19 protein-coding genes and 1 pseudogene are annotated in these 20,522 nt (G+C 69.8%); 5 read left to right on the forward strand and 15 right to left on the reverse strand.

Going from position 1 to position 20,522, the window contains the following annotated elements; all coding sequences use genetic code 11:
• Window positions 1–54: 54 nt before the first annotated feature.
• From folB to ACI2L3_RS04260, 3 genes are all read left to right on the forward strand, one after another.
• Window positions 55–414: a dihydroneopterin aldolase gene (gene folB, locus ACI2L3_RS04250; protein WP_055565731.1), complete on the forward strand. Its 360-nt coding sequence runs from the start codon at window positions 55–57 to the stop codon at window positions 412–414.
• The gene (gene folK / locus ACI2L3_RS04255) at window positions 411–1,022 is read left to right on the forward strand and encodes a 2-amino-4-hydroxy-6-hydroxymethyldihydropteridine diphosphokinase (RefSeq protein WP_404750780.1); all 612 of its coding nucleotides are present in this window, start codon (window positions 411–413) and stop codon (window positions 1,020–1,022) included. The genes folB and folK overlap by 4 nt, the downstream gene beginning before the upstream one ends.
• Before the next feature lie 67 nt (window positions 1,023–1,089).
• Window positions 1,090–1,575: a DUF3180 domain-containing protein gene (locus ACI2L3_RS04260; protein WP_404750781.1), complete on the forward strand. Its 486-nt coding sequence runs from the start codon at window positions 1,090–1,092 to the stop codon at window positions 1,573–1,575.
• Window positions 1,576–1,627: 52 nt separating this feature from the next.
• Here ACI2L3_RS04260 and ACI2L3_RS04265 read toward each other — a convergent pair whose 3' ends face one another.
• From ACI2L3_RS04265 to dacB, 7 genes are all read right to left on the reverse strand, one after another.
• Entirely contained in the window at window positions 1,628–2,632 is a 1,005-nt protein-coding gene (locus ACI2L3_RS04265) for an aldo/keto reductase (protein ID WP_404750782.1), read from the reverse strand.
• Window positions 2,633–2,748: 116 nt separating this feature from the next.
• On the reverse strand, window positions 2,749–3,354 hold the full coding sequence (gene folE, locus ACI2L3_RS04270; RefSeq protein WP_362997247.1) for a GTP cyclohydrolase I FolE: 606 nt from the start codon (window positions 3,352–3,354) through the stop codon (window positions 2,749–2,751).
• A gap of 111 nt (window positions 3,355–3,465) precedes the next feature.
• Entirely contained in the window at window positions 3,466–5,487 is a 2,022-nt protein-coding gene (gene ftsH / locus ACI2L3_RS04275) for an ATP-dependent zinc metalloprotease FtsH (RefSeq protein ID WP_404750783.1), read from the reverse strand.
• Between the two features lie 158 nt (window positions 5,488–5,645).
• The gene (gene hpt, locus ACI2L3_RS04280) at window positions 5,646–6,206 is read right to left on the reverse strand and encodes a hypoxanthine phosphoribosyltransferase (RefSeq protein ID WP_030785774.1); all 561 of its coding nucleotides are present in this window, start codon (window positions 6,204–6,206) and stop codon (window positions 5,646–5,648) included.
• A gap of 54 nt (window positions 6,207–6,260) precedes the next feature.
• Window positions 6,261–7,298: a tRNA lysidine(34) synthetase TilS gene (tilS, locus tag ACI2L3_RS04285; RefSeq protein WP_404750784.1), complete on the reverse strand. Its 1,038-nt coding sequence runs from the start codon at window positions 7,296–7,298 to the stop codon at window positions 6,261–6,263.
• Window positions 7,299–7,470: 172 nt separating this feature from the next.
• Window positions 7,471–8,601, reverse strand: coding sequence for a zinc-dependent metalloprotease (locus tag ACI2L3_RS04290; RefSeq protein ID WP_404750785.1), 1,131 nt, complete (start codon window positions 8,599–8,601; stop codon window positions 7,471–7,473).
• A 345-nt stretch (window positions 8,602–8,946) separates the two neighbouring features.
• A complete protein-coding gene (gene dacB, locus ACI2L3_RS04295) occupies window positions 8,947–10,437 on the reverse strand; it encodes a D-alanyl-D-alanine carboxypeptidase/D-alanyl-D-alanine-endopeptidase (RefSeq protein WP_404751318.1) in 1,491 nt (496 codons plus the stop codon).
• 133 nt (window positions 10,438–10,570) lie between these two features.
• On the opposite strand from dacB, the gene ACI2L3_RS04300 reads away from it, so the two are divergent.
• Both ACI2L3_RS04300 and ACI2L3_RS04305 read left to right on the forward strand, forming a co-directional pair.
• Window positions 10,571–11,062 (forward strand): inorganic diphosphatase, encoded by a 492-nt coding sequence (locus ACI2L3_RS04300; protein WP_055568469.1) that lies wholly within the window; start codon window positions 10,571–10,573, stop codon window positions 11,060–11,062.
• A 118-nt stretch (window positions 11,063–11,180) separates the two neighbouring features.
• Window positions 11,181–12,854, forward strand: coding sequence for a threonine/serine exporter ThrE family protein (locus ACI2L3_RS04305; RefSeq protein WP_404750786.1), 1,674 nt, complete (start codon window positions 11,181–11,183; stop codon window positions 12,852–12,854).
• A 73-nt stretch (window positions 12,855–12,927) separates the two neighbouring features.
• Here ACI2L3_RS04305 and ACI2L3_RS04310 read toward each other — a convergent pair whose 3' ends face one another.
• The 8 genes and pseudogenes from ACI2L3_RS04310 to ACI2L3_RS04345 all read right to left on the reverse strand — a co-directional run bounded on the left by ACI2L3_RS04310 (window position 12,928) and on the right by ACI2L3_RS04345 (window position 20,348).
• Window positions 12,928–13,602 carry a DedA family protein gene (locus tag ACI2L3_RS04310; RefSeq protein ID WP_404750787.1) on the reverse strand — a complete coding sequence of 225 codons (675 nt, stop codon included), beginning with the start codon at window positions 13,600–13,602 and terminating at the stop codon, window positions 12,928–12,930.
• 209 nt (window positions 13,603–13,811) lie between these two features.
• Window positions 13,812–14,573, reverse strand: a pseudogene (locus tag ACI2L3_RS04315) (MerR family transcriptional regulator).
• A 97-nt stretch (window positions 14,574–14,670) separates the two neighbouring features.
• The gene (locus tag ACI2L3_RS04320) at window positions 14,671–15,486 is read right to left on the reverse strand and encodes an ABC transporter permease (RefSeq protein ID WP_404750788.1); all 816 of its coding nucleotides are present in this window, start codon (window positions 15,484–15,486) and stop codon (window positions 14,671–14,673) included.
• An 8-nt stretch (window positions 15,487–15,494) separates the two neighbouring features.
• A complete protein-coding gene (locus ACI2L3_RS04325) occupies window positions 15,495–16,430 on the reverse strand; it encodes an ATP-binding cassette domain-containing protein (protein WP_404750789.1) in 936 nt (311 codons plus the stop codon).
• An 89-nt stretch (window positions 16,431–16,519) separates the two neighbouring features.
• The gene (locus tag ACI2L3_RS04330; RefSeq protein WP_404750790.1) at window positions 16,520–17,161 is read right to left on the reverse strand and encodes a PadR family transcriptional regulator; all 642 of its coding nucleotides are present in this window, start codon (window positions 17,159–17,161) and stop codon (window positions 16,520–16,522) included.
• 33 nt (window positions 17,162–17,194) lie between these two features.
• Window positions 17,195–17,746 (reverse strand): DinB family protein, encoded by a 552-nt coding sequence (locus ACI2L3_RS04335; protein WP_404750791.1) that lies wholly within the window; start codon window positions 17,744–17,746, stop codon window positions 17,195–17,197.
• Window positions 17,747–17,919: 173 nt separating this feature from the next.
• Entirely contained in the window at window positions 17,920–19,377 is a 1,458-nt protein-coding gene (locus tag ACI2L3_RS04340) for an aldehyde dehydrogenase family protein (protein WP_404750792.1), read from the reverse strand.
• Between the two features lie 107 nt (window positions 19,378–19,484).
• A complete protein-coding gene (locus tag ACI2L3_RS04345) occupies window positions 19,485–20,348 on the reverse strand; it encodes a helix-turn-helix domain-containing protein (protein ID WP_404750793.1) in 864 nt (287 codons plus the stop codon).
• Between the last annotated feature and the right edge of the window lie 174 nt (window positions 20,349–20,522).

Raw genomic sequence — 20,522 nt, forward strand, 5'->3', positions numbered from 1 at the left:
CCGACCGCACTCGGTGCAGGCCTGCCGATACCGACGATTGCAGGAGTGATTCGCGTGGATCGTGTCGCGCTGCGCGGCCTCAAGGCCCGCGGGCACCACGGTGTCTATCCGCGGGAGCGCGAGGAGGGCCAGACCTTCATCGTGGACCTGGTGCTCGGCCTGGACACGCGAGCGGCCGCGGCCGACGACGACCTGGCGAAGACCGTGCACTACGGGATCGTGGCCGAGGAGGTCGTGGCCGTCGTCGAGGGCGAGCCCGTCGACCTCATCGAGACGCTCGCCGAGCGCATCGCCCAGGCGTGTCTGAAGCACGACGGAGTCCTGGAGGTCGAGGTGTGCGTGCACAAGCCGGACGCCCCGATCACCGTCCCGTTCGACGACGTGACCGTCACCATCACCCGGAGCCGAGTATGACTGCGCCCTTCAAAGCGGGTCAGAGCGACCCCACCGTCCAGCCGGTGCCCACCTCCGTGGTCGAACAGGTCGATGCGGCGGACACCACCCTGTCCAACCCCAAGCGCGCCGTGATCTCCCTCGGCAGCAATCTCGGCAACCGCCTGGAGACGCTGCAGGGCGCCATCGACGCCCTGGAGGACACCCCCGGCCTGCGGGTCAAGGCGGTCTCCCCGGTGTACGAGACAGAGCCCTGGGGCGTCGACCCGGGCAGCCAGCCCTCGTACTTCAACGCGGTCGTCGTGGTGAAGACCACCCTGCCGCCCGCTTCGCTCCTGGAGCGCGCGCAGGCGGTCGAGGAGGCCTTCCACCGCGTACGCGACGAGCGCTGGGGCCCGCGCACCATCGACGTGGACATCGTGGCGTACGCCGACGTGGTCTCCGACGACCCGGCGCTCACGCTGCCCCACCCGCGCGCGCACGAGCGTGCCTTCGTCCTCGCCCCCTGGCACGACGTGGAGCCCGAGGCCCGGCTGACGGGCCGCGGCCCGGTGGCGCAGCTGCTGGACGCGGTCACCCGCGACGGCGTCACGCCCCGCGCCGACCTGGAACTCCGACTGCCCGAGTAGTCGTTGGAGAAGGCGGTCGACGCAATCAAGCCGACGGCCGAGGCAATCAGCCGATGAAGGGTCATCCGTGAAGCAACTGCGCATCAGGACGCTGGCCGGCCTCTTTCTCGCGGCCGGAGTGCTGTCCTGGTCCGGCGCCCGCCTGTGGGACTCCGTGGGCACGCTGCCGCGCGTCCCGCTGGCCGCGCCCATCGTGCTCGCGGTCATCGCCGTCGTCCTGCTGGCGACGGCGCTCTCGCTGCGCGCACGCCTGCGTGCCCAGCGCGAGCGCCGCCCCGGCGCGAAGGGCGTGGAGCCGCTGATGGCGGCCCGCGCCGTGGTCTTCGGCCAGGCCAGCGCCCTGGTCGCGGCCCTCGTCGCCGGGATGTACGGCGGCACGGGCGTATTCCTGCTGGAGTCCCTCGACATCCCGCCCCGCCGCGACCAGGCGGTCTACGCCGGCCTTTCGGTCCTCATGGCCGTCGCGGTGATAGCGGCCGCCTTCTTCATGGAGCGCGTCTGCAAGCTCCCCGAGGACGACGACGAGAACGGCGGGACGGCTCCGGCGGCGTAGGCGGACACGCCCCGGGACCGCCTCGCAGTCCTCGCCCGGCCCTCAGAGGCTGCTACAGCAGCGTCCCGCCCTCGATCTCCGTCTCATCCAGGATCCGCTCCAGCCGCGCGAGGACGTCCGCGTCCAGCCGTACGTGCGCCGCCGCGAGGTTCTCCTCGATGTGCTTCGGCGTACGGCTGCCGGGGATCGGGACGACGTTCGGGTCCTGGTGCAGCAACCAGGCCAGCGCCAGCTGCGCCGGAGTGATCCCCAGCTCCTCCGCGACGCCGCGCACGGGCGCGAAACGGTCGTTGTTCGCCTTCAGGTTCGCCGCGTCGAAGCGCGGTGCGTTCTGCCGGAAGTCACCCTCCGCGACCCGGCCGACCGTGCCGGTCAGGAACCCGGCGCCCAGCGGCGACCACGGCACGAGCCCGACGCCCAGCTCGCGCGCCGCCGCGAGCAGGCCCGGCTCGGCGGGCTTCCACATCGACCACTCGATCTGCACCGCCGCCACGGGGTGCACGGCGTGTGCCGCACGCAGCTGGGCGGCCGTCACGTTCGAGAGACCCAGGTGCCGCACGAGCCCGTCGCGGACCAGCTCGGCGACCGCTCCGACGGTCTCCTCCAGCGGAATCTGCGGGTCCGGAAAGTGCGGGTAGTAAAGGTCGATGTAGTCCGTCCCAAGGCCCCGCAGGCTCGCCTCGGCATAGCCGCGTACATGCTTGGGATCGGCGTTGACCGCCAGCTCCCCGAAGGCGTACCCGATGGGGAAGGGGTGCGGCTCCACGCCCTCCGGCAGCCGGAAACCGAACTTGGTGGCTATCGCGACCTGATCGCGTCGCCCTCTCAGAGCCCTGCCGATGAGCCGTTCGTTGTGCCCGTCGGCGCCGTACCCGTCGGAGGTGTCGATGATCGTGGCGCCCGCGTCGACCGCCGCGAGCAGCGCCCGCTCGGCGCGCTCGTCGTCGACCTCGCCGTACACGCCCGGGGAGAGCACCATCGCGCCGTAGCCGAGGGCGGAGACCTCGAGGCCGCCGAGCTTGCGGGTGGGCAGGGACTGCGTACTCGTATTCGTCATACACGCAGTCTTTCGGCCACCGCCCCCGCAGTCCACCACTTCCGGCCACAACAGCCGCCGTCAGCACGCGAGTTGAGCGGAACAAAAGAATCCGGACCGCTCGGTACCGGCCCGGCTCAGCGGGCCATGATCAGGCTCATCGCCTCATTGCGCGTGGCCGGATCCCGCAGCTGGCCGCGGACCGCCGACGTGATCGTCTTCGCGCCCGGCTTGCGTACCCCGCGCATCGTCATGCACATGTGCTCGCACTCCACGACCACGATCACACCGCGCGGCTCCAGTATCTGCATCAGGGAGTCCGCGATCTGCGTGGTCAGCCGCTCCTGGACCTGCGGGCGGCGCGCGTACACGTCCACGAGGCGGGCCAGCTTCGACAGGCCGGTGATCTTGCCGTCGGTGGACGGGATGTACCCGACGTGCGCCACCCCCACGAACGGCACCAGATGGTGTTCACAGGAACTCATGACCTCGATGTCCTTCACCAGGACCATCTCGTCGTGCCCCAGGTCGAACGTCGTCGTCAGGACGTCCTCCGGCTTCTGCCACAGGCCGGCGAATATCTCCCGGTACGCCCGGGCCACGCGGCCCGGAGTCTCCCGGAGCCCTTCCCGGTCGGGGTCCTCTCCCACGGCGATCAGCAGCTCACGCACCGCGTTCTCGGCCCGCTTCTCGTCGAACTCGCCGATCGAGCCCTCGCCGTCAAGCGTCACCGGGTCGGTCATGTTGTGCCTCGTTCCTGTGCGTCTCACGCGGGCGTACGAAATCAGCCGCGCCCCCCAGGCTAGAACCTGGGGGGCGCGGCATTCATTCCGGGCCGACTGAGGCGCGCGGGATCAGCTCTCGGGGCGGTCCTCCGGGGCCACCTCGAGGGACTTCTCCGTGCCCGACGTCACCGTCGGGGTCGCGCCGTTCGCACCGTTCGTCAGTGACAGCTCCCGGGGGGAGAGCACCGGCGGGCGGGTCGAGGGCGTGCGCCGCGAGGAACCGGTCCACGCCGGACGGGCCGGGCGCTTCACGATGCCTGCGAAGACCTCAGCGATCTGCTCCTTGTTGAGCGTCTCCTTCTCGAGGAGCTGGAGGACCAGGTTGTCGAGGATGTCGCGGTTCTCGACCAGGATCTCCCAGGCCTCGTTGTGCGCGGTCTCGATGAGCTTCTTGACCTCTTCGTCGACCAGCGCGGCGACCTCTTCCGAGTAGTCCCGCTGGTGCGCCATCTCGCGCCCGAGGAACGGCTCGGTGTTGTCCCCGCCGAACTTGATCGCGCCGAGCCGCTCGGTCATGCCGTACTGCGTGACCATCGCGCGTGCGGTGGCCGTGGCCTTCTCGATGTCGTTCGCCGCGCCCGTCGTCGGGTCGTGGAAGACGAGCTCCTCGGCCGCGCGCCCGCCCAGCATGTACGCGAGCTGGTCGAGCATTTCGTTGCGCGTGGTCGAGTACTTGTCCTCTTCGGGCAGGACCATGGTGTAACCCAGGGCCCGGCCGCGGGACAGGATCGTGATCTTGTGGACCGGGTCCGAGTTCGGGGAAGCCGCCGCGACCAGGGCGTGTCCGCCCTCGTGGTACGCGGTGATCTTCTTCTCCTTGTCGGACATGATCCGGGTCCGCTTCTGCGGACCCGCCACGACGCGGTCGATCGCCTCGTCCAGCGAGTGGTTGTCGATCAGCTTCTTGTCGCTGCGGGCGGTGAGCAGGGCGGCCTCGTTGAGGACGTTGCTCAGGTCCGCGCCGGTGAAGCCCGGCGTGCGGCGCGCGACCGCCGACAGGTCGACGTCCGGAGCGACCGGCTTGCCCTTCTGGTGAACCTTGAGGATCTCCAGACGGCCCTGCATGTCCGGGCGGTCGACGGCGATCTGCCGGTCGAAACGGCCGGGGCGCAGCAGCGCCGGGTCGAGGATGTCGGGCCGGTTCGTGGCGGCGATCAGGATGACGCCGCCCTTCACGTCGAAGCCGTCCATCTCGACGAGCAGCTGGTTCAGCGTCTGCTCGCGCTCGTCGTGGCCACCGCCGAGACCGGCGCCGCGGTGACGTCCCACCGCGTCGATCTCGTCGACGAAGACGATCGCCGGGGCGTTCGCCTTGGCCTGCTCGAAGAGGTCACGCACACGGGAGGCACCGACACCGACGAACATCTCGACGAAGTCGGAACCGGAGATCGAGTAGAACGGAACCCCGGCCTCACCGGCGACGGCACGCGCGAGGAGCGTCTTACCCGTACCGGGCGGGCCGTAGAGGAGCACGCCCTTGGGGATCTTGGCGCCGACGGCCTGGAACTTCGCCGGCTCCTGGAGGAACTCCTTGATCTCGTGGAGCTCCTCGACCGCCTCGTCGGACCCCGCCACGTCGGAGAAGGTCGTCTTCGGGGTGTCCTTGGTGATGAGCTTCGCCTTGGACTTCCCGAAGTTCATGACCCGGGAGCCGCCGCCCTGCATCTGGTTCATCAGGAACAGGAAGACGACGACGATGAGGACGAAGGGGAGCAGGGAGAGCAGGATGCCGACGAAGGGATTCTGCTTCGACGGAGAGACGGTGTAACCGTCCGGGATGTCCTTGCTCTGGTACTTGGCCTGCAGGGTCTTGGCGAGGTCGACGCCCTGGTCGCCGATGTAGCTCGCCTGGATCTTGCTGCTGTCCTTGACCTTCTGGCCGTCCTTGAGCTCGACCTTGATGATCTGCTCGTCACCGGTGGTGAGCTTGGCGGATTCGACCCGGTTCTTCTCGATCGCCTGGACGACCTGGCCGGTGTCCACCGTCTTGTAGCCACCGGACGAGCCGACGACCTGCATCAACACGACCACGGCAAGGACGGCCAGCACGATCCACATGACTGGCCCACGGAAGTATCGCTTCACGTCCATCCATACGGAGCGATGACGCCCCGTCCCTCCTGCCATAGTGAGTTTGATAAAGACTGTTCTTCGGACGGTACCCCAGCATTGTGACCCGAAGCCGCCGGGGACGGCTGGCAATCCCGCCTTCGCATGCTTCAACGGCGGGAAACGGGTGAGGGTTCCCGTCAGCCGCCGTAGACGTGCGGGGCGAGCGTTCCGACGAACGGGAGGTTGCGGTACTTCTCCGCGAAGTCGAGGCCGTAGCCCACGACGAACTCGTTCGGGATGTCGAAGCCGATCCACTTCACGTCGATCGCGACCTTCGCCGCCTCGGGCTTGCGCAGCAGCGTGCACACCTCCAGGGAGGCGGGCTCGCGCGAGCCGAGGTTGGAGAGCAGCCAGGACAGCGTCAGGCCGGAGTCGATGATGTCCTCGACGATCAGGACGTGCTTGCCCTTGATGTCGGTGTCCAGGTCCTTGAGGATCCGCACGACGCCGGACGACTGGGTCCCCGCGCCGTACGACGAAACGGCCATCCAGTCCATCGTGACGGGGGTGGACAGCGCGCGCGCCAGGTCCGCCATGACCATCACCGCGCCCTTGAGGACTCCGACGATCAGCAGGTCCTTGCCCGCGTACTCCGCGTCGATCTTCGCGGCCAGCTCGGCCAGCTTCGCGTCGATCTCTTCCTTGGTGATGAGCACCGACTTGAGGTCGGTGCCCATGTCTTTCGCGTCCACCCGCATCACTTTCGGTCGTCCCACCGGCCGACAGGGTCCCCAACGAACACGGGGCTCTCGTCAGCCTTGCCGGATCACCAGTCTGCCACCCTGGCGCTGAGCCACGACTTTGCCCGGGAGATTGATGACTCCCTGGCCCCGCCAGCCGGTGATCAGCCGGTCGACCTCTTCGATGTGCCGGGCGAACAGGGAACCGGCGGGTGCGCCCGCCTCGATGGCTGCCCGGCGCACGATGCGGCGGCGCACGGCGGGCGGCAGGGCGTAGAGCTTGGCGCACTCCAGGAGGCCGGCGGCGTCACGCACGGTGGTCTCGGCCTGGGCGGCCCAGGTGTCGAGCGCGTCGGCGTCGTCACGGGACAGCTGGGCCGTCCGGGCGAGCGCCTCGACGACGCCCTTGCCGAGGGCTTTCTCCAGGGCGGGCAGGCCCTCGTGGCGCAGCCGGGAGCGGGTGTACGCCGGGTCGGCGTTGTGCGGGTCGTCCCAGACGGGCAGCGACTGCACCATGCAGGCCTTGCGCGCGGTCTGCCGGTCGATGTGCAGGAAGGGGCGCCGGTAACGGCCCGCGACCCCCGAGGTCGCGGCCATTCCGGACAGTGAGCGGATCCCGGAGCCGCGGGCGAGGCCGAGCAGCACGGTCTCCGCCTGGTCGTCGCGGGTGTGCCCGAGCAGGACGGCGGCCGCCGAGTGCTGTTCGGCCGCGGCGTCCAGGGCCGCGTACCGGGCGTCGCGGGCGGCGGCTTCGGGGCCGCCGTCGCGCCCGACGTCCACGGCGACGGACTCGACGGGGGTCAGGCCGAGAGCGGTGAGGCGCACGACGACCTCGGCGGCGCGCAGGTCGGAGCCTGGCTGCAGACCGTGGTCGACGGTGACGCCGCCCGCGCGGATGCCGAGTTTGGGGGCTTCGAAGGCGAGGGCGGAGGCGAGCGCCATGGAGTCGGCGCCGCCGGAGCACGCGACGAGCACCATCGGTGCCGGGGCCTGCTCGTGCGGGGGGCGTGGGGGGTCGGTTTCGGTGCTGCGCTGTACGTCGGTCAGTACGTCGTGGAGTACGCGGCGGACCGCCAGGCGTATCGCCGCGACCGCAGGATGGGGACCCATGTCCGGTTCCCTTCATGAAGTTCGGGGGGTGAGCTCGGACCAGTCACTCAGAGTGTGTCGATGGTGACAGAGCCGAGCCGTTACCCGAGCATTGCACGCCTACCCATCACTCACGGTCCCTCGGACGGGTGATTGCGGGGGCGTTCTCCTGCCGTCGGCCGCAGCCGGCCCCTCAGTCTCCCTTACGGTGCACCCTCGCGACCCAGTCCGCCGGTTTGGCGATCTCCGCCTTGGTGGGCAGCGTGTTCGGCGAGGTCCACACGCGGTTGAAGCCGTCCATGCCGACCTCGTCCACGACGGCGCGGACGAAGCGCTCGCCGTCCCGGTACTGGCGCAGTTTCGCGTCGAGTCCGAGGAGCTTGCGCAGGGCCTGGTCGAGGCGGCTCGCGCCGCGCGCCCGCCGCTGCTGGAACTTCTCGCGGATCTCGGCCACGGACGGCACGACGTCCGGGCCCACGCCGTCCATCACGAAGTCCGCGTGCCCCTCCAGGAGGGACATGACGGCCGTCAGGCGGGCGAGGATCTCCCGCTGGGCGGGGGTCTGCACCAGCTCGACGAGGGAGCGGCCCTCCTCGGCCTCTTCGCCCTCCCCCTCGGTGCGGCCGCCGCCCGCGAGGGACTGGGCAGCTTCCCTGACGCGCTCCAGGACCGTCATCGGGTCGACCTCGGTCTCGCCGAGGAACGACTGGATCTCGCCTTCGAGGTGGTCGCGCAGCCAGGGCACGGCGGTGAACTGGGTGCGGTGCGTCTCCTCGTGCAGGCAGACCCAGAGGCGGAAGTCGTGCGGGTCCACCTCCAGCTCGCGCTCGACGTGCACGATGTTCGGCGCGACCAGGAGGAGGCGGCCGCCGCCGCTCGCCGCTGCGGGGAGGTCGCGGGTGGGCGGGGCGAAGGTCTCGTACTGCCCGAGGACGCGGGAGGCGAGGAAGGACAGGAGCATGCCCAGCTCCACGCCCGTCACCTTGCCGCCGACCGCGCCGAGGACGGCGCCGCCCGGGCTGCTGCCGCGCTTGTCCTGCATCTTGTCGAGGAGGGGCTTGAGGATCTCCCGGAAACCCGCCACGTTGGCCCGGACCCAGCCGGCTCTGTCCACCACGAGGACCGGGGTGTCGTGGGTGCCCTCCGTGCCCATCCTCGTGAAGGAACGGACGTGCTCCTCCGAGGACTTGGCGTGCCGGCGGAGCTCGGCGACGACGGCGCGCGCCTCGTCCCTGCTCACTTCTGGACCCGGCCGCACGAGCCGGGTCGCGGTCGCCACCGCGAGGTTCCAGTCGACCATCTCCGCACCACGGATGCTCGTCATGCGCTCAACGGTACGTGCTGGCTCCCTCTGGTGGAGGGGCTTGCACCCCCCGTATTGCCCGGGGGTGGCCCCTAGGGGGGCTGGGTGGGGCACGGTGGGGCGGGTTGTGCGGTTGTGTCCCGGGTGCGGGCCGGTCGTGGCTTGTCGCGCAGTTCCCCGCGCCCTTGAGCTGTGCCTTGTCCCCCGCCGTCCGATGCGTGCCCGGCACCCGTCCGAGCGCGCCCACGCGGCGGAGCCGCACATGAACACAGCCCCGCGCCCCTGAACCGTGCCTCGTCCCCCGCCGTGCGATGCGTACCCCTGCACCTGCGCCCCGCCCGTCACGTCCCCGCGGCTTCCGCGTGCTCAGCGGCAGCCGCAGTTCGCCACGGTGGACGCCATGTGGTCCAGGGCCCGTTGGGCTGCTTGGGGGTCGGTGGTGCCTGTGGTCATGAAGGCGAAGAGGAGGAGGCGGCCGTCGGCGTCGACCACCGTGCCCGCGAGGCTGTTCACGCCGGTCAGGGTGCCGGTTTTGGCGCGGACCACGCCTGTGCCGGGGGAGTCCTTCGGGTAGCGGTCGACCAGCGTGCCGGTGAAACCGGCCACCGGGAGGCCCGTCACCACGGAGCGGAGTTCGGGGCGGCCCGGGTCCGCGGCGTGGTCCAGGAGGGCCGCGAGGAGTTCCGCGGAGACGCGGTCGGCGCGGTCCAGGCCGCTGCCGTCGGCGAATTTCGCCCCGGAGAGGGGGAGGTCCAGCTTCCGCAGGTGGGCGCGGACCGCCCTGCCCGCGCCGTCGAAGCTCGCCGGCTCCTTCGCCGCGATGGCCGTCTGGCGGGCCAGCGCCTCGGCGATGTCGTTGTCGCTGTGCGTCAGCATCCGCTCGACCAGCGAGGACAGGGGCGGTGACTCGACCTTCGCGAGGGACTCGGCGCGGTCCGATGCCTTCGTGGGGGTGGGAGCGGCATCCGGGGCGGGCTCGGTCTTGATGCCCTCGTCCTTCAGGAGGTCCGCGAACTTCTTCGTCGCCTCCGCCGCCGGGTCGCCCGCGCGCGGGGCGGGGCCGCTGGAGGAGTCGTCCAGGCGGCCCTCGTCGGCCATCAGCGCGCTGACCTGCGTGATGTTCTCGTTGGGGCCGATGACGTGCTGCGGAGGGCCGGAGTACAGCGACGTGTCGTACGAGAGTTTGATCTTGTCTATGTCGCGGCTCTTGAGGGAGCGTGCCGTGTCCTCGGCGAGGGTGCGCAGGCTCGCCGCGGTGTCGGTGTAGCGGCCGTCCTTGCGGGCCGTGAGCGTGGGGTCGCCGCCGCCGACGAGGACCACGTCGGAGGAGTCGGGCTCCAGCACCGTTCGCGTGGCGATCCGGTGGTCGGGGCCCACCGCCGACAGCGCCGCCACCGCAGTGGCGATCTTGATCGTCGACGCGGGCGTCAGGCCGTCGCCCGCGTCCTTGCCGTACACCCGCTTGCCGGAGGCCGCGTCGAGCACGACGGCGGACCGCTTCGGGCCGAGCGCCGGGTCCCGCAGAAGCGGGTCGAGCACGTCCGCGAGGGCGCGGTCCGTCGGCACGGGTGCTGTGCCCGCGGGCGCGCCGAGGCCGGCGAGCACGGAGGGAGCGCTCGGAGCGGCTTCCGGCGCGCGTCCCGGCGTACCGGCGGCGTGATCTGCGCCACCCGGGGCCTCCTGGGAAGCAGCCCGATCCCGCTCCGCCGTACGCTGACCGGAGGAGTCCCAAGGGCCGGCCGCGGCCACCGCCCCGGCCGCGATGACCAGGCCGAAGGTGGCGGCACCAGCCGTGAGCTGCAAGGTCGTGAGCTTGCCGGAGAACCCGGTGAGCTTGCCGGCGGAAGGCTTGGACAGCTGTCTCAAAAGCTGTCGAGGCCGTTGCCAAGGCTTGAGCTCCGGCACGACGACCAGCCCCTTTCGCGATCACACATCTGCGTGAGGGACACTTAATCACCCGAAGTATGTGCTGATCATGGAGGAGCCACCCGTGGAGTTCGACGTCACCATCGAGATTCCGAAGGGTTCGCGGAACAAGTACGAGGTGGACCACGAGACCGGCCGGATCCGTCTGGACCGTCGCCTCTTCACGTCGACCAGCTACCCCGCGGACTACGGCTTCGTCGAGAACACCCTCGGCGAGGACGGTGACCCGCTGGACGCCCTGGTCATCCTGGACGAGCCGACCTTCCCCGGCTGCCTCATCAAGTGCCGCGCGATCGGCATGTTCCGGATGACCGACGAGGCGGGCGGCGACGACAAGCTGCTCTGCGTCCCGGCCTCGGACCCGCGCGTGGAGCACCTGCGGGACATCCACCACGTCTCCGAGTTCGACCGCCTGGAGATCCAGCACTTCTTCGAGGTCTACAAGGACCTGGAGCCCGGCAAGTCCGTCGAGGGCGCCGACTGGGTCGGCCGCACGGACGCCGAGGCCGAGATCGAGCGTTCCTACAAGCGCTTCAAGGACGAGGGCGGCCACTGAGCCAGTCGTTCCGGGCGGGCCGCGGGACCCAAGGGGGTCACGCGGCCCGTTCGTGTATCTGTGCCCATACTGGCCATACGGAGGGTGCGTACGAGTCGTATGAGAAGTGAGGGCATCAGTGGCCGAGCAGGAGGCCGAGGACCGAAAGCCTCAGTCGGACGAAGCCCGCAGCGCGTTCGCGCAGCCCAGCGGGGTGATGGCGCAGCCACAGGCTCCTGAGGACGAGTCCCAGACGACGTCCGAGTTCGCCATCCCCACGGGTCTCGCGACGCCGTCCTCGACGACCCAGGAGACCGACAAGTCGGCGTTCACCACGCCGCACACCTACAGCTCCCGCAACGCCCCGCCGGCCTTCACCCCGGCGCAGGGCATACCCCTGGTGAAGCTCACCAAGGACGTGCCCTGGCAGGACCAGATGCGCACGATGCTGCGCATGCCGGTCACCGAGCGGCCCGCCACGGAGGCCGCGCAGAAGCAGGAGGACGAGGCCGGGCCCGCTGTCCCGCGCGTACTCGACCTGACGCTCCGTATCGGCGAGCTGCTGCTCGCGGGCGGTGAGGGCGCGGAGGACGTGGAGGCGGCGATGTTCGCCGTCTGCCGCTCGTACGGCCTGGACCGCTGCGAGCCGAACGTGACGTTCACGCTCCTGTCGATCTCGCACCAGCCATCCCTGGTGGAGGACCCCGTGACGGCCTCCAGGACGGTACGCCGACGGGGTACGGACTACACGCGTCTGGCGGCCGTCTTCCACCTGGTGGACGACATCAGCGACCCGGAGATCGAGGTCTCCCTGGAGGAGGCCTACCGTCGGCTCGCGGGCATTCGGCGTAACCGTCACCCCTACCCGGGATGGGCGCTCACGGCGGCCAGCGGGCTGCTCGCGGGCTCCGCGTCCGTGCTGGTCGGCGGTGGCGCGCTCGTCTTCCTGGTGGCCGCTGTCGGCGCGATGCTCGGCGACCGGCTCGCCTGGCTGTGCGCGGGGCGCGGGCTGCCCGAGTTCTACCAGTTCGTGGGCGCCGCGATGCCGCCCGCCGGAATGGGTGTGGCGCTCAGCTTCGTGCACACCGAGGCGTCCATGGCCTCGGCGGTGATCACGGGTGGGCTCTTCGCCCTGATACCGGGACGGGCCCTGGTGGCGGGCGTGCAGGACGGCCTGACCGGCTACTACATCACCGCTGCCGCGCGTCTCCTGGAGGTCATGTACCTCATCGTGGGCATCGTCTGCGGCGTACTGCTCGTGCTGTCGCTCGGCGTGATGCTCGACGCGACGAATCTGACACCGGAGACGAAGTTCGGCGTGACGTCGTCGCGTCCTGTCATCCAGATCCTGGCTTCGATGGCGCTGAGTCTCGCCTTCGCGATACTGCTCCAGCAGGAACGTAACACCGTGCTGATGGTGACCCTCAACGGCGGCATCGCCTGGGTCATGTTCGGCGCCCTCGCGCAGACCCCGCTGGAGCTCTCGCCCGTCGCGGCGACGGCCATCGCCGCCGGTCTGGTGGGCCTCTTCGGGCAGCTCTTCTCGCGCTACCGGTTCGCGTCGTCACTGCCGTACGTGACGGCCGCGATCGGCCCGCTGCTGCCCGGCAGCGCGACGTACTTCGGGCTGCTCGCCCTGGCGCAGAACGACCTCAACACGGGCATGAACTCGCTCACCAGGGCCGTCGCGACGGCCCTGGCCATCGCGATCGGCGTGAACCTGGGGAGCGAGGTCTCCCGGCTGATCCTGAAGGTGCCGGGGGCCGCGTCGGCGGCGAATCGCCGTGCGGCCAAGCGGACCAGGGGCTTCTGACCTGTGGTCCGGGGCCGGGGTTTCGGGGGCTTCGCCCCCGGGCCCCCAGTCCTCAAACGCCGGACGGACTGGATTACCGCTTCGCGTGGCGGCCGCGCTGGGACGCGCCCTCGGCCGGCGCGGCCTTCTTGGACTTGCTGCGGGCCCGCAGGAACTCGATGGCGATCGGCACCACCGAGATGAGGACGATCAGGATGAGGATCGCCTCGATGTTCTTGTGCACGAACTCGATGTTGCCGAGCCAGGCGCCGAGCAGGGTGACGCCCGCTCCCCACAGCACGCCGCCGATGATGTTGAACGTGATGAAGGAGCGGTACCGCATGCCGGAGACGCCGGCGATGATCGGCGTGAACGTCCGCACGATCGGCACGAAGCGGGCCAGGACCAGGGACTTCGGGCCGTACTTCTCGAAGAAGTCGTGCGCCTTGACCACGTTCTCCTGCTTGAAGAGCTTGGAGTCCGGGCGGTTGAAGAGCGCGGGGCCGACCTTCTTGCCGAAGAGGTAGCCCGCCTGGTCGCCGAGGATCGCGGCGAGGCAGATCAGCAGGCAGGCCAGCCACAGCGGGGTGTCCAGCTTGTGCGTGGTGATCAGCAGGCCCGTGGTGAACAGCAGCGAGTCGCCGGGCAGGAAGAAGCCGATGAGCAGGCCGGACTCGGCGAAGACGATCACCAGCAGGCCCCAGAGGCCGAACTGGTTCAGCAGGTAATCCGGATCCAACCAGCTTGGTCCGAGCGCAAGCGTCGTCACGGTTCCGGGCTCCTGGGGGTGAGGGGGCGGTGCGGCGGCGGGTGCAGCCGCCCAAAGTTATCAACGCCAGGCGCCCCGGCCCGGTTCCACTCCCCTTCTGGGCCCGCACTGTGCGGAAACTGCAACCACTGCCTCGACGGGGACGCCGGTCTCGCGGCGGATCGGTAAGGGGCACCCGCCATGGCCGGGTGCCCCTTACCGCGCGCTCGTCACCTGTCGTCGCGTGCCGCGTTCGCCAGGATCGCGTCCCGCAGGTAGCGGGCCATTCCGGGGCGGATCGCCTCGTAGAAGGCCGTGAACCGCTCGTGGGCCACGTACATCTCGCCGAGACAGGTGTGCATCTCGTGCGGGCACTCGTAGTGGTTCGCCGTGATGAAGCGGCGGTGCTCCTCCGCGGCGTCCATGGCCTCCGGGGAGTCGGCGGGCACGCCCCGGGCGAGCAGGTCGCCCACGCGCGCGTGGACCGCGTTCAGCTCGTCGTTGATCCGCTTCCAGTCGTCCTTCGTGTACGAGGCGGACCTGCGCTGCGACTCCTCGTAGGCCGCGGTGTCGCCCCAGCGCTGCTCGACCTCCTCCGCGTACTGGTCGGGGTCGTGGTCCCCGAAGACCTCGAACTTCTCCTCGGGCGTGAGGTTGATGCCCATCTTCCTCGCCTCCATGGCGGTCTCGATGGCGGCGGCCATCTCCTGGAGCTTGCGGATCCGCGCGGTCAGCAGCTCGTGCTGGCGGCGCAGGTGGTCCCGCGGGTCCGTATCCGGGTCGTCCAGGAGGGCCGCCACCGCGTCGAGGGAGAAGCCGAGCTCTCAGTAGAACAGGATCTGCTGCAGCCGGTCGAGGTCCGCGTCGGCGTAGCGCCGGTGGCCCGCGTGGCTGCGCTCGCCGGCCACGAGCAGGCCGATCTCGTCGTAGTGGTGCAGCGTGCGCACCGTCACTCCGGCGACACGGGAGACCTGTCCCACGGAGTAGCTCATGGCTTCCGCCCTCCTTCTCTCGGTACGCGGATCAGCCTGCGTCCTCACGCCACGTGAGGTGCAAGCCCGGCTGCGAAGCCCCGGCCGCCGGGCCCGGTTACTTGCTGAGTGCCGTGAACCTCCGGACCGCCAGCGGCAGGAACACTCCCACGATCACCAGGGGCCACAGCACCGCCAGGAGCCCCGCGTGGCCGGCCGCCCAGGAGGTGCCGGTCACCCCCGGATCGTTGCCGAAGAGGTCGCGGACGGCCGTGCCCGTCGCCGACATCGGGTTCCACTCGACCAGGGCGCCCAGCCAGCCCGGCATGTTCTGCGGGACCGTGAAGGCGTTGGAGAGGAAGCCGACCGGCCAGACCAGGATCTGCACGGCCACCACCATCTCCGGCCTGCCCGCGATCATCGCCAGGTGGATGCCGAGCCACAGCATCGCGAACCGCAGCATCATCAGCAGCCCGACGGCGGCAAGGACCGCCCCGGACGAGCCGTGCCAGCGCCAGCCGATCGCGAGCCCCACACCCATCATGACCAGGAGCGACACGAAGGACTGGAGCATGTCGGCGACCGAGCGTCCCACCAGCACCGCGCCGTTGGCCATCGGCATGGAGCGGAACCGGTCGATCACGCCCTTGTTGAGGTCCTGGGTGACGGCGACCATCGTCGCGTCGAGGCCGAAGACCATCGTCAGCGCGAACATGCCGGGCACGAGGAACTCGGCGTACTCCCCCTTGATGCCCTTCCCGCCGCCGATCAGATAGGTGAACATCAGCAGCATCATCACCGGGAAGACCAGGCCCACCAGGACCTGCACCGGCTGCCGCGCCCAGTGGGCGAGTTCGCGCCGCGTCATGGTCCAGGAGTCGGTCGCGGCCCGGCTCACCGACGTACGCACGCCCATCGGCGTGGTCACACTCATCGACGTAGTCACACGGTCCCCTTCGTACGCTCGGTCAGGCTCAGGAAGACCTCGTCCAGCGTGGGCCTGCGCAGCGCCACGTCCTCCGCGTCGATGCCGGCGTCCCGCAGCGCCCGCACGACGCCCGTGAGGGCCTCCATGCGGTCCGTGACGGGCGCGGACGCCAGCCGGCGGTCGGCGTCCACCGTGGCGCCCGCGGGCAGCAGCCCGGCCGTACGCGCCAGCTGTGCCGCGTCCCGCACCACCACGTCGATCCGGTCGCCGCCGAGCTTCGCCTTGAGGTCGTCCGCCGTGCCCTCCGCGACGACGCGGCCCTCGTCGATCACCGACATGCGGTCGGCCAGCTGGTCCGCCTCCTCCAGGTACTGCGTGGTCAGCAGCACGGTGGTGCCCGCGCCGACCAGGGAGCGCACCGAGTTCCACACCTCGGCGCGGCCGCGCGGGTCGAGACCCGTGGTGGGCTCGTCCAGGAACAGCACCTCGGGGTCCGTGACGAGGGACGCCGCGAGGTCGAGGCGGCGCCGCATGCCGCCGCTGTACTGCTTGACCGCCTTGCGGCCGGTGTCCGCGAGACCGAACCGCTCCAGGAGCTCGTCGGCCCGCACGCGCGCGTGGCGGGCACCCAGGTGGTGGAGCCGCCCGAACATGTCCAGGTTCTGCCGCCCGCTCAGCTCCTCGTCCACGGCTGCGTGCTGGCCCAGCAGGCCGATGCGCCTGCGCACCTCGTCGGGCCTGCGCCGCACGTCGTGCCCGGCCACCTCCACGCGCCCCTTGTCGGGCCGCAGGAGGGTGGCGAGCATCCGCACCGCCGTGGTCTTGCCCGCGCCGTTCGGCCCCAGCACGCCGTGCACGGTGCCGCGCTCCACCCGCAGGTCGAGGCCGTTCAGCGCCTTCTTCCGCCCGTACGCCTTGTGTGCGCCCTCGACGACGATCGCGTCCGTCATCCGGCTCCCCTCGTTGACCCCTTGATCCAATAGTCAAACTTGACTAGGTGGGCGAAGGTAACCGAGGAAGGCCCATTCGTCAAACTTGATTAGCGGTCGTCCTCCGCGTGCCCGCTCCCCGCCGCGTACGGATTCTCCTGGTCCTCGGCGAGCACTCCCACGAAGGGCTCGCCCTCCCCTGAGAAGGTGTAGGCACCGCCCTCGATGCGGGCGATCAGGCCCCTGGTCCACTCCGCGCCCGTGTCGGCCGAGTGCACCCAGTAGTTCATGATCTCGCCGATGTGGCCGAGCTGTTCGGGGCCGTCCTGCGGCGTGTAGTACTCCGTGACGGAGGCGCGCCACTCCTCGATGCGGCGCACCCGCTCCTTGAGCAGGGCCACGGCCTCCTCACGCGGCAGGTCCACGATGAAGCCGATCCCCGTCGTGAGGACGTCCGGCCGCTGGTCGTACATGGTCAGGGACTCACGGAGCAGCGAGAAGTACTCCTCCGTGCCCTTCTCCGTGACCTCGTACTCGGTGCGCGGCGGACCGCCGGCCGTGGAGGGCGCGACCTCGTGCGCGATCAGGAAGCCCTGTTTCGCCAGCTGCTTCAGGGCGTGGTAGATCGAGCCGGGTTTGGCGTTGGACCACTCGTGGGCGCCCCAGAACTCCAGGTCGTTGCGGACCTGATAGCCGTGGGCGCGGCCGTGCTGGCGCACGGCCCCCAGAACCAGCAGCCGGATCGCTGACATGTACCGCGCCCTTCCACTCAGCCCCCCGGGTCATCAATTTTGACTAGGGTATCCCCGGTCCAGTGCCACCAGCTCGAAGGCCGTCTTTCCGTCGAGGGACTCGCGGACGATGTCGGCGTGGCCCGCGTGCCGGCCGATCTCCTCGACCAGGTGCAGCATCAGCCAGCGCATCGACACCGCGCCGTCCTGCGGGAACCAGGGCGCCTCGGGCAGCGGGAAGGTGTCGTCGAGGCTCGGCACGGCGCGGATGAATTCCTCGGTCTCGCGGGCGACGCCGTCCCAGAAGTCCAGCACGCCGGCGAGCGTCTCGCCCTCCACGAGGCGGAAGCTGTCACCCCAGGTCGCCTCCGTGCGCGCCTTCTCGTTGGGCTTCCCCTGAGCCATGCGCAGCCAGTTCAGCTCCGTCTCGGCGACGTGCTTCACGAGGCCGCCGAGGGTCAGTTCGCTGGCGCTCGGGCGGGTCCTCGCCTGCTCGTCGGTCAGGCCGAGCACGGAGCGGCGGATGCCGCCGCGCTGGGCCTCCACGAAGGCGATGAGGGCGCCGCGCTCGTCGCCCCTGGCTTCCGCGCTGACGTGAGTGACCATGGTGTCCGCCTCTTCTCCGGCCTGCTTCCGCAGGAGGTTCCGTAGGTTCCGCCGGGCTTTCCGACACCACAGACGCTACGGAGCCTTGCGGTCAGGTTCTGTCCGCAAGGCTCCGTGAGGTTTCGCGAGGTTTCGCGACGTTCCGCGAGGTTCCGCAGGGAAGGTCAACCCGGTCAGAACGGGAAGCGCGACCTGCCGTGCTGTACCGAGATCCACTTCTGCGTGGTGAAGGCGTCCACTGTCGACTCGCCGTTCAGTCGGCCGACGCCCGAGTTCTTCTCGCCGCCGAACGGCACGATCGGCTCGTCGTGCACGGTGCCGTCGTTCACGTGGATCATGCCGGTCCTGACGCGCTTGGCGACGCGCACGCCGCGCTCGATGTCGCCGGTGTGCACCGCGCCGCTCAGCCCGTACGGGGTGTCGTTGGCGATGCGGACCGCCTCGTCCTCGCCGTCGAAGGGCAGCAGCAGGGCGACCGGGCCGAAGATCTCCTGGCTCAGGACCGGGGAGCCGGCCGGCAGCTCCGTGAGGACCGAGGGGGCGACGAGGTTGCCCTCGGTCCGCCCGTGCAGCAGGGCCTTCGCGCCGGCGGTGACGGCCTGCTCGACGACGGCCGTGACGGCGTCCGCCTGCGAGGAGTTGATGAGCGGGCCGATGTGGGTGGCGGGGTCGGCCGGGTCGCCGACCTTCAGGCCCGCGACCTTCGCGACGAACTTCTCGGTGAACTCCGCCTCCACGGACCGGTCCACGAGGATGCGGTTGGCGGCCATGCAGACCTGGCCCTGGTGCACGAAGCGGCTGAAGACGGCCGCGTCCACGGCGTAGTCGATGTCGGCGTCGTCCAGGACGATCAGTGCGCTGTTGCCGCCCAGTTCCAGGATCGAGCGCTTGAAGTTCGAGGCGCAGACCGTGGCGACGTGGCGGCCCACGCGGTCCGATCCGGTGAAGGAGATGATGCTCGGCACCGGGTGCTCGATGAGGGCGTCGCCTATCTCGGCTATGTCCGTGATGACGACGTTGAGCAGGCCGGCCGGCAGTCCGGCGTCCTCGAAGACCTTGGCGACGAGGGCGCCGCCGAGCACCGGCGCGTTCTGGTGCGGCTTGAGGACGACCGCGTTGCCGAGGGCGAGGGCCGGGGCGACGGACTTGATCGACAGCAGGAACGGGAAGTTGAAGGGGCTGATGACGCCGACCACGCCGACGGGGACGCGGTAGAGGCGGTTCTCCTTGCCGTCGTCGGGCGAGGGCAGGACGCGGCCCTCGGCGCGCAGCGCGAGATGGACGGACTCGCGCAGGAACTCCTTGGTGAGGTGGATCTCGAAGGCCGCCTTGAGCCGGGTGCCGCCCAGCTCGGCGATGATCGCCTCGGTGATCTCTTCCTCGCGGTCCTCGACGATCCGCAGGGCGCGCTCGAACACGGCACGCCGGGCGTAGGGATTGGTCTCGGCCCATTCCTTCTGGGCGCGCTCGGCCGCGCGGTAGGCCTGGTCGACCTCGTCGGCCGTGGCGACCGTGATGGACGCCAGCTTCTCCCCGTCGTACGGATTGAAGTCGATGATGTCCCAGGAACCTGACCCGGCCTTCCACTCCCCGTCGATGTATTGGTGAGCCAGGTCGGTGAAGAAGGACATGAGACGGACCCCTTGCCGCGGCAGCAGACGGCCGCAAACGGAAGCAGACACCTGATCTCACGTCATAGTACTTACGTTTGGGGTGAGTTGGTGGTGGGGCGGGCGTTTCAGGTGAGCTGGAGCAGCCCGCGGAGGAGATCGCGGCTGCCGACCGGATCGGGGCTGTCCTTGTGCAGCTGCGCGACGACGCGTTCGTACTGCGCGACTTCCTCGGCCTTGTCGAGATAGAGGGCGCCGGTGAGCTGCTCCACGTACACGACGTCGGAGAGGTCGGACTCCGGGAAGCTCAGCATCGTGAAGGCGCCGCTCTCGCCCGCGTGCCCGCCGAAGCTGAACGGCATGACCTGAAGGGTGACGTTCGGACGCTCGGAGATCTCGATGAGGTGCTGGATCTGACCTCTCATCACTTCCCGGTCACCGTAGGGGCGTCGGAGCGCGGCCTCGTCCAGTACGCAGTGGAAGCGGGGCGCGTGCTCGGAGGTGAGGAGCTTCTGGCGCTCCAGGCGCAGCGCGACGCGTCGCTCGATCTCGGCCTTGCTCGCGCCCTTCATGCCGCGCGCGACGACCGCGTGCGCGTACGCCTCGGTCTGCAACAGGCCGTTGACGAACTGGACTTCATAGACGCGGATGAGCGAGGCCGCGCCCTCCAGACCGATGTACGTCTGGAACCAGCCGGGCAGGACGTCCGAGTAACTGTGCCACCAGCCCGTGAGGTTGGCCTCCTTGGCGAGCGAGAGGAGCGCGCCGCGCTCGGCCTCGTCGGTGACGCCGTAGAGCGTCAGGAGGTCCTCGACGTCCCTGGACTTGAAGCTCACCCGTCCCAACTCCATGCGGCTGATCTTCGATTCGGAGGCGCGGATCGAGTATCCGGCCGCTTCACGGGTGATGCCGCGGGACTCTCTGAGCCGCCTCAGCTGTGAGCCCAGCAGGATGCGCCGTACCACCGAGCCGCTCGACTCCCCTGCGGTCACTTCGCTCAATCCTCCCGATCGACTGGAAGCCAGCAGTCTGCCATTAAACGCTCCAGGCCGTACACGTCCGGTTACAGAAACGGAAAGGGTCCGAAAGGTCTCCAGAAGAAACCGTGGGAAGAAATGGGCGAGAAGTGGCACGGGAACGACCAAGTCCGGCGCGTGCACGTGCAT

Origin of the sequence: Streptomyces sp. NPDC029674, from assembly GCF_044903205.1 — a bacterium.
GTDB lineage: Bacteria > Actinomycetota > Actinomycetes > Streptomycetales > Streptomycetaceae > Streptomyces.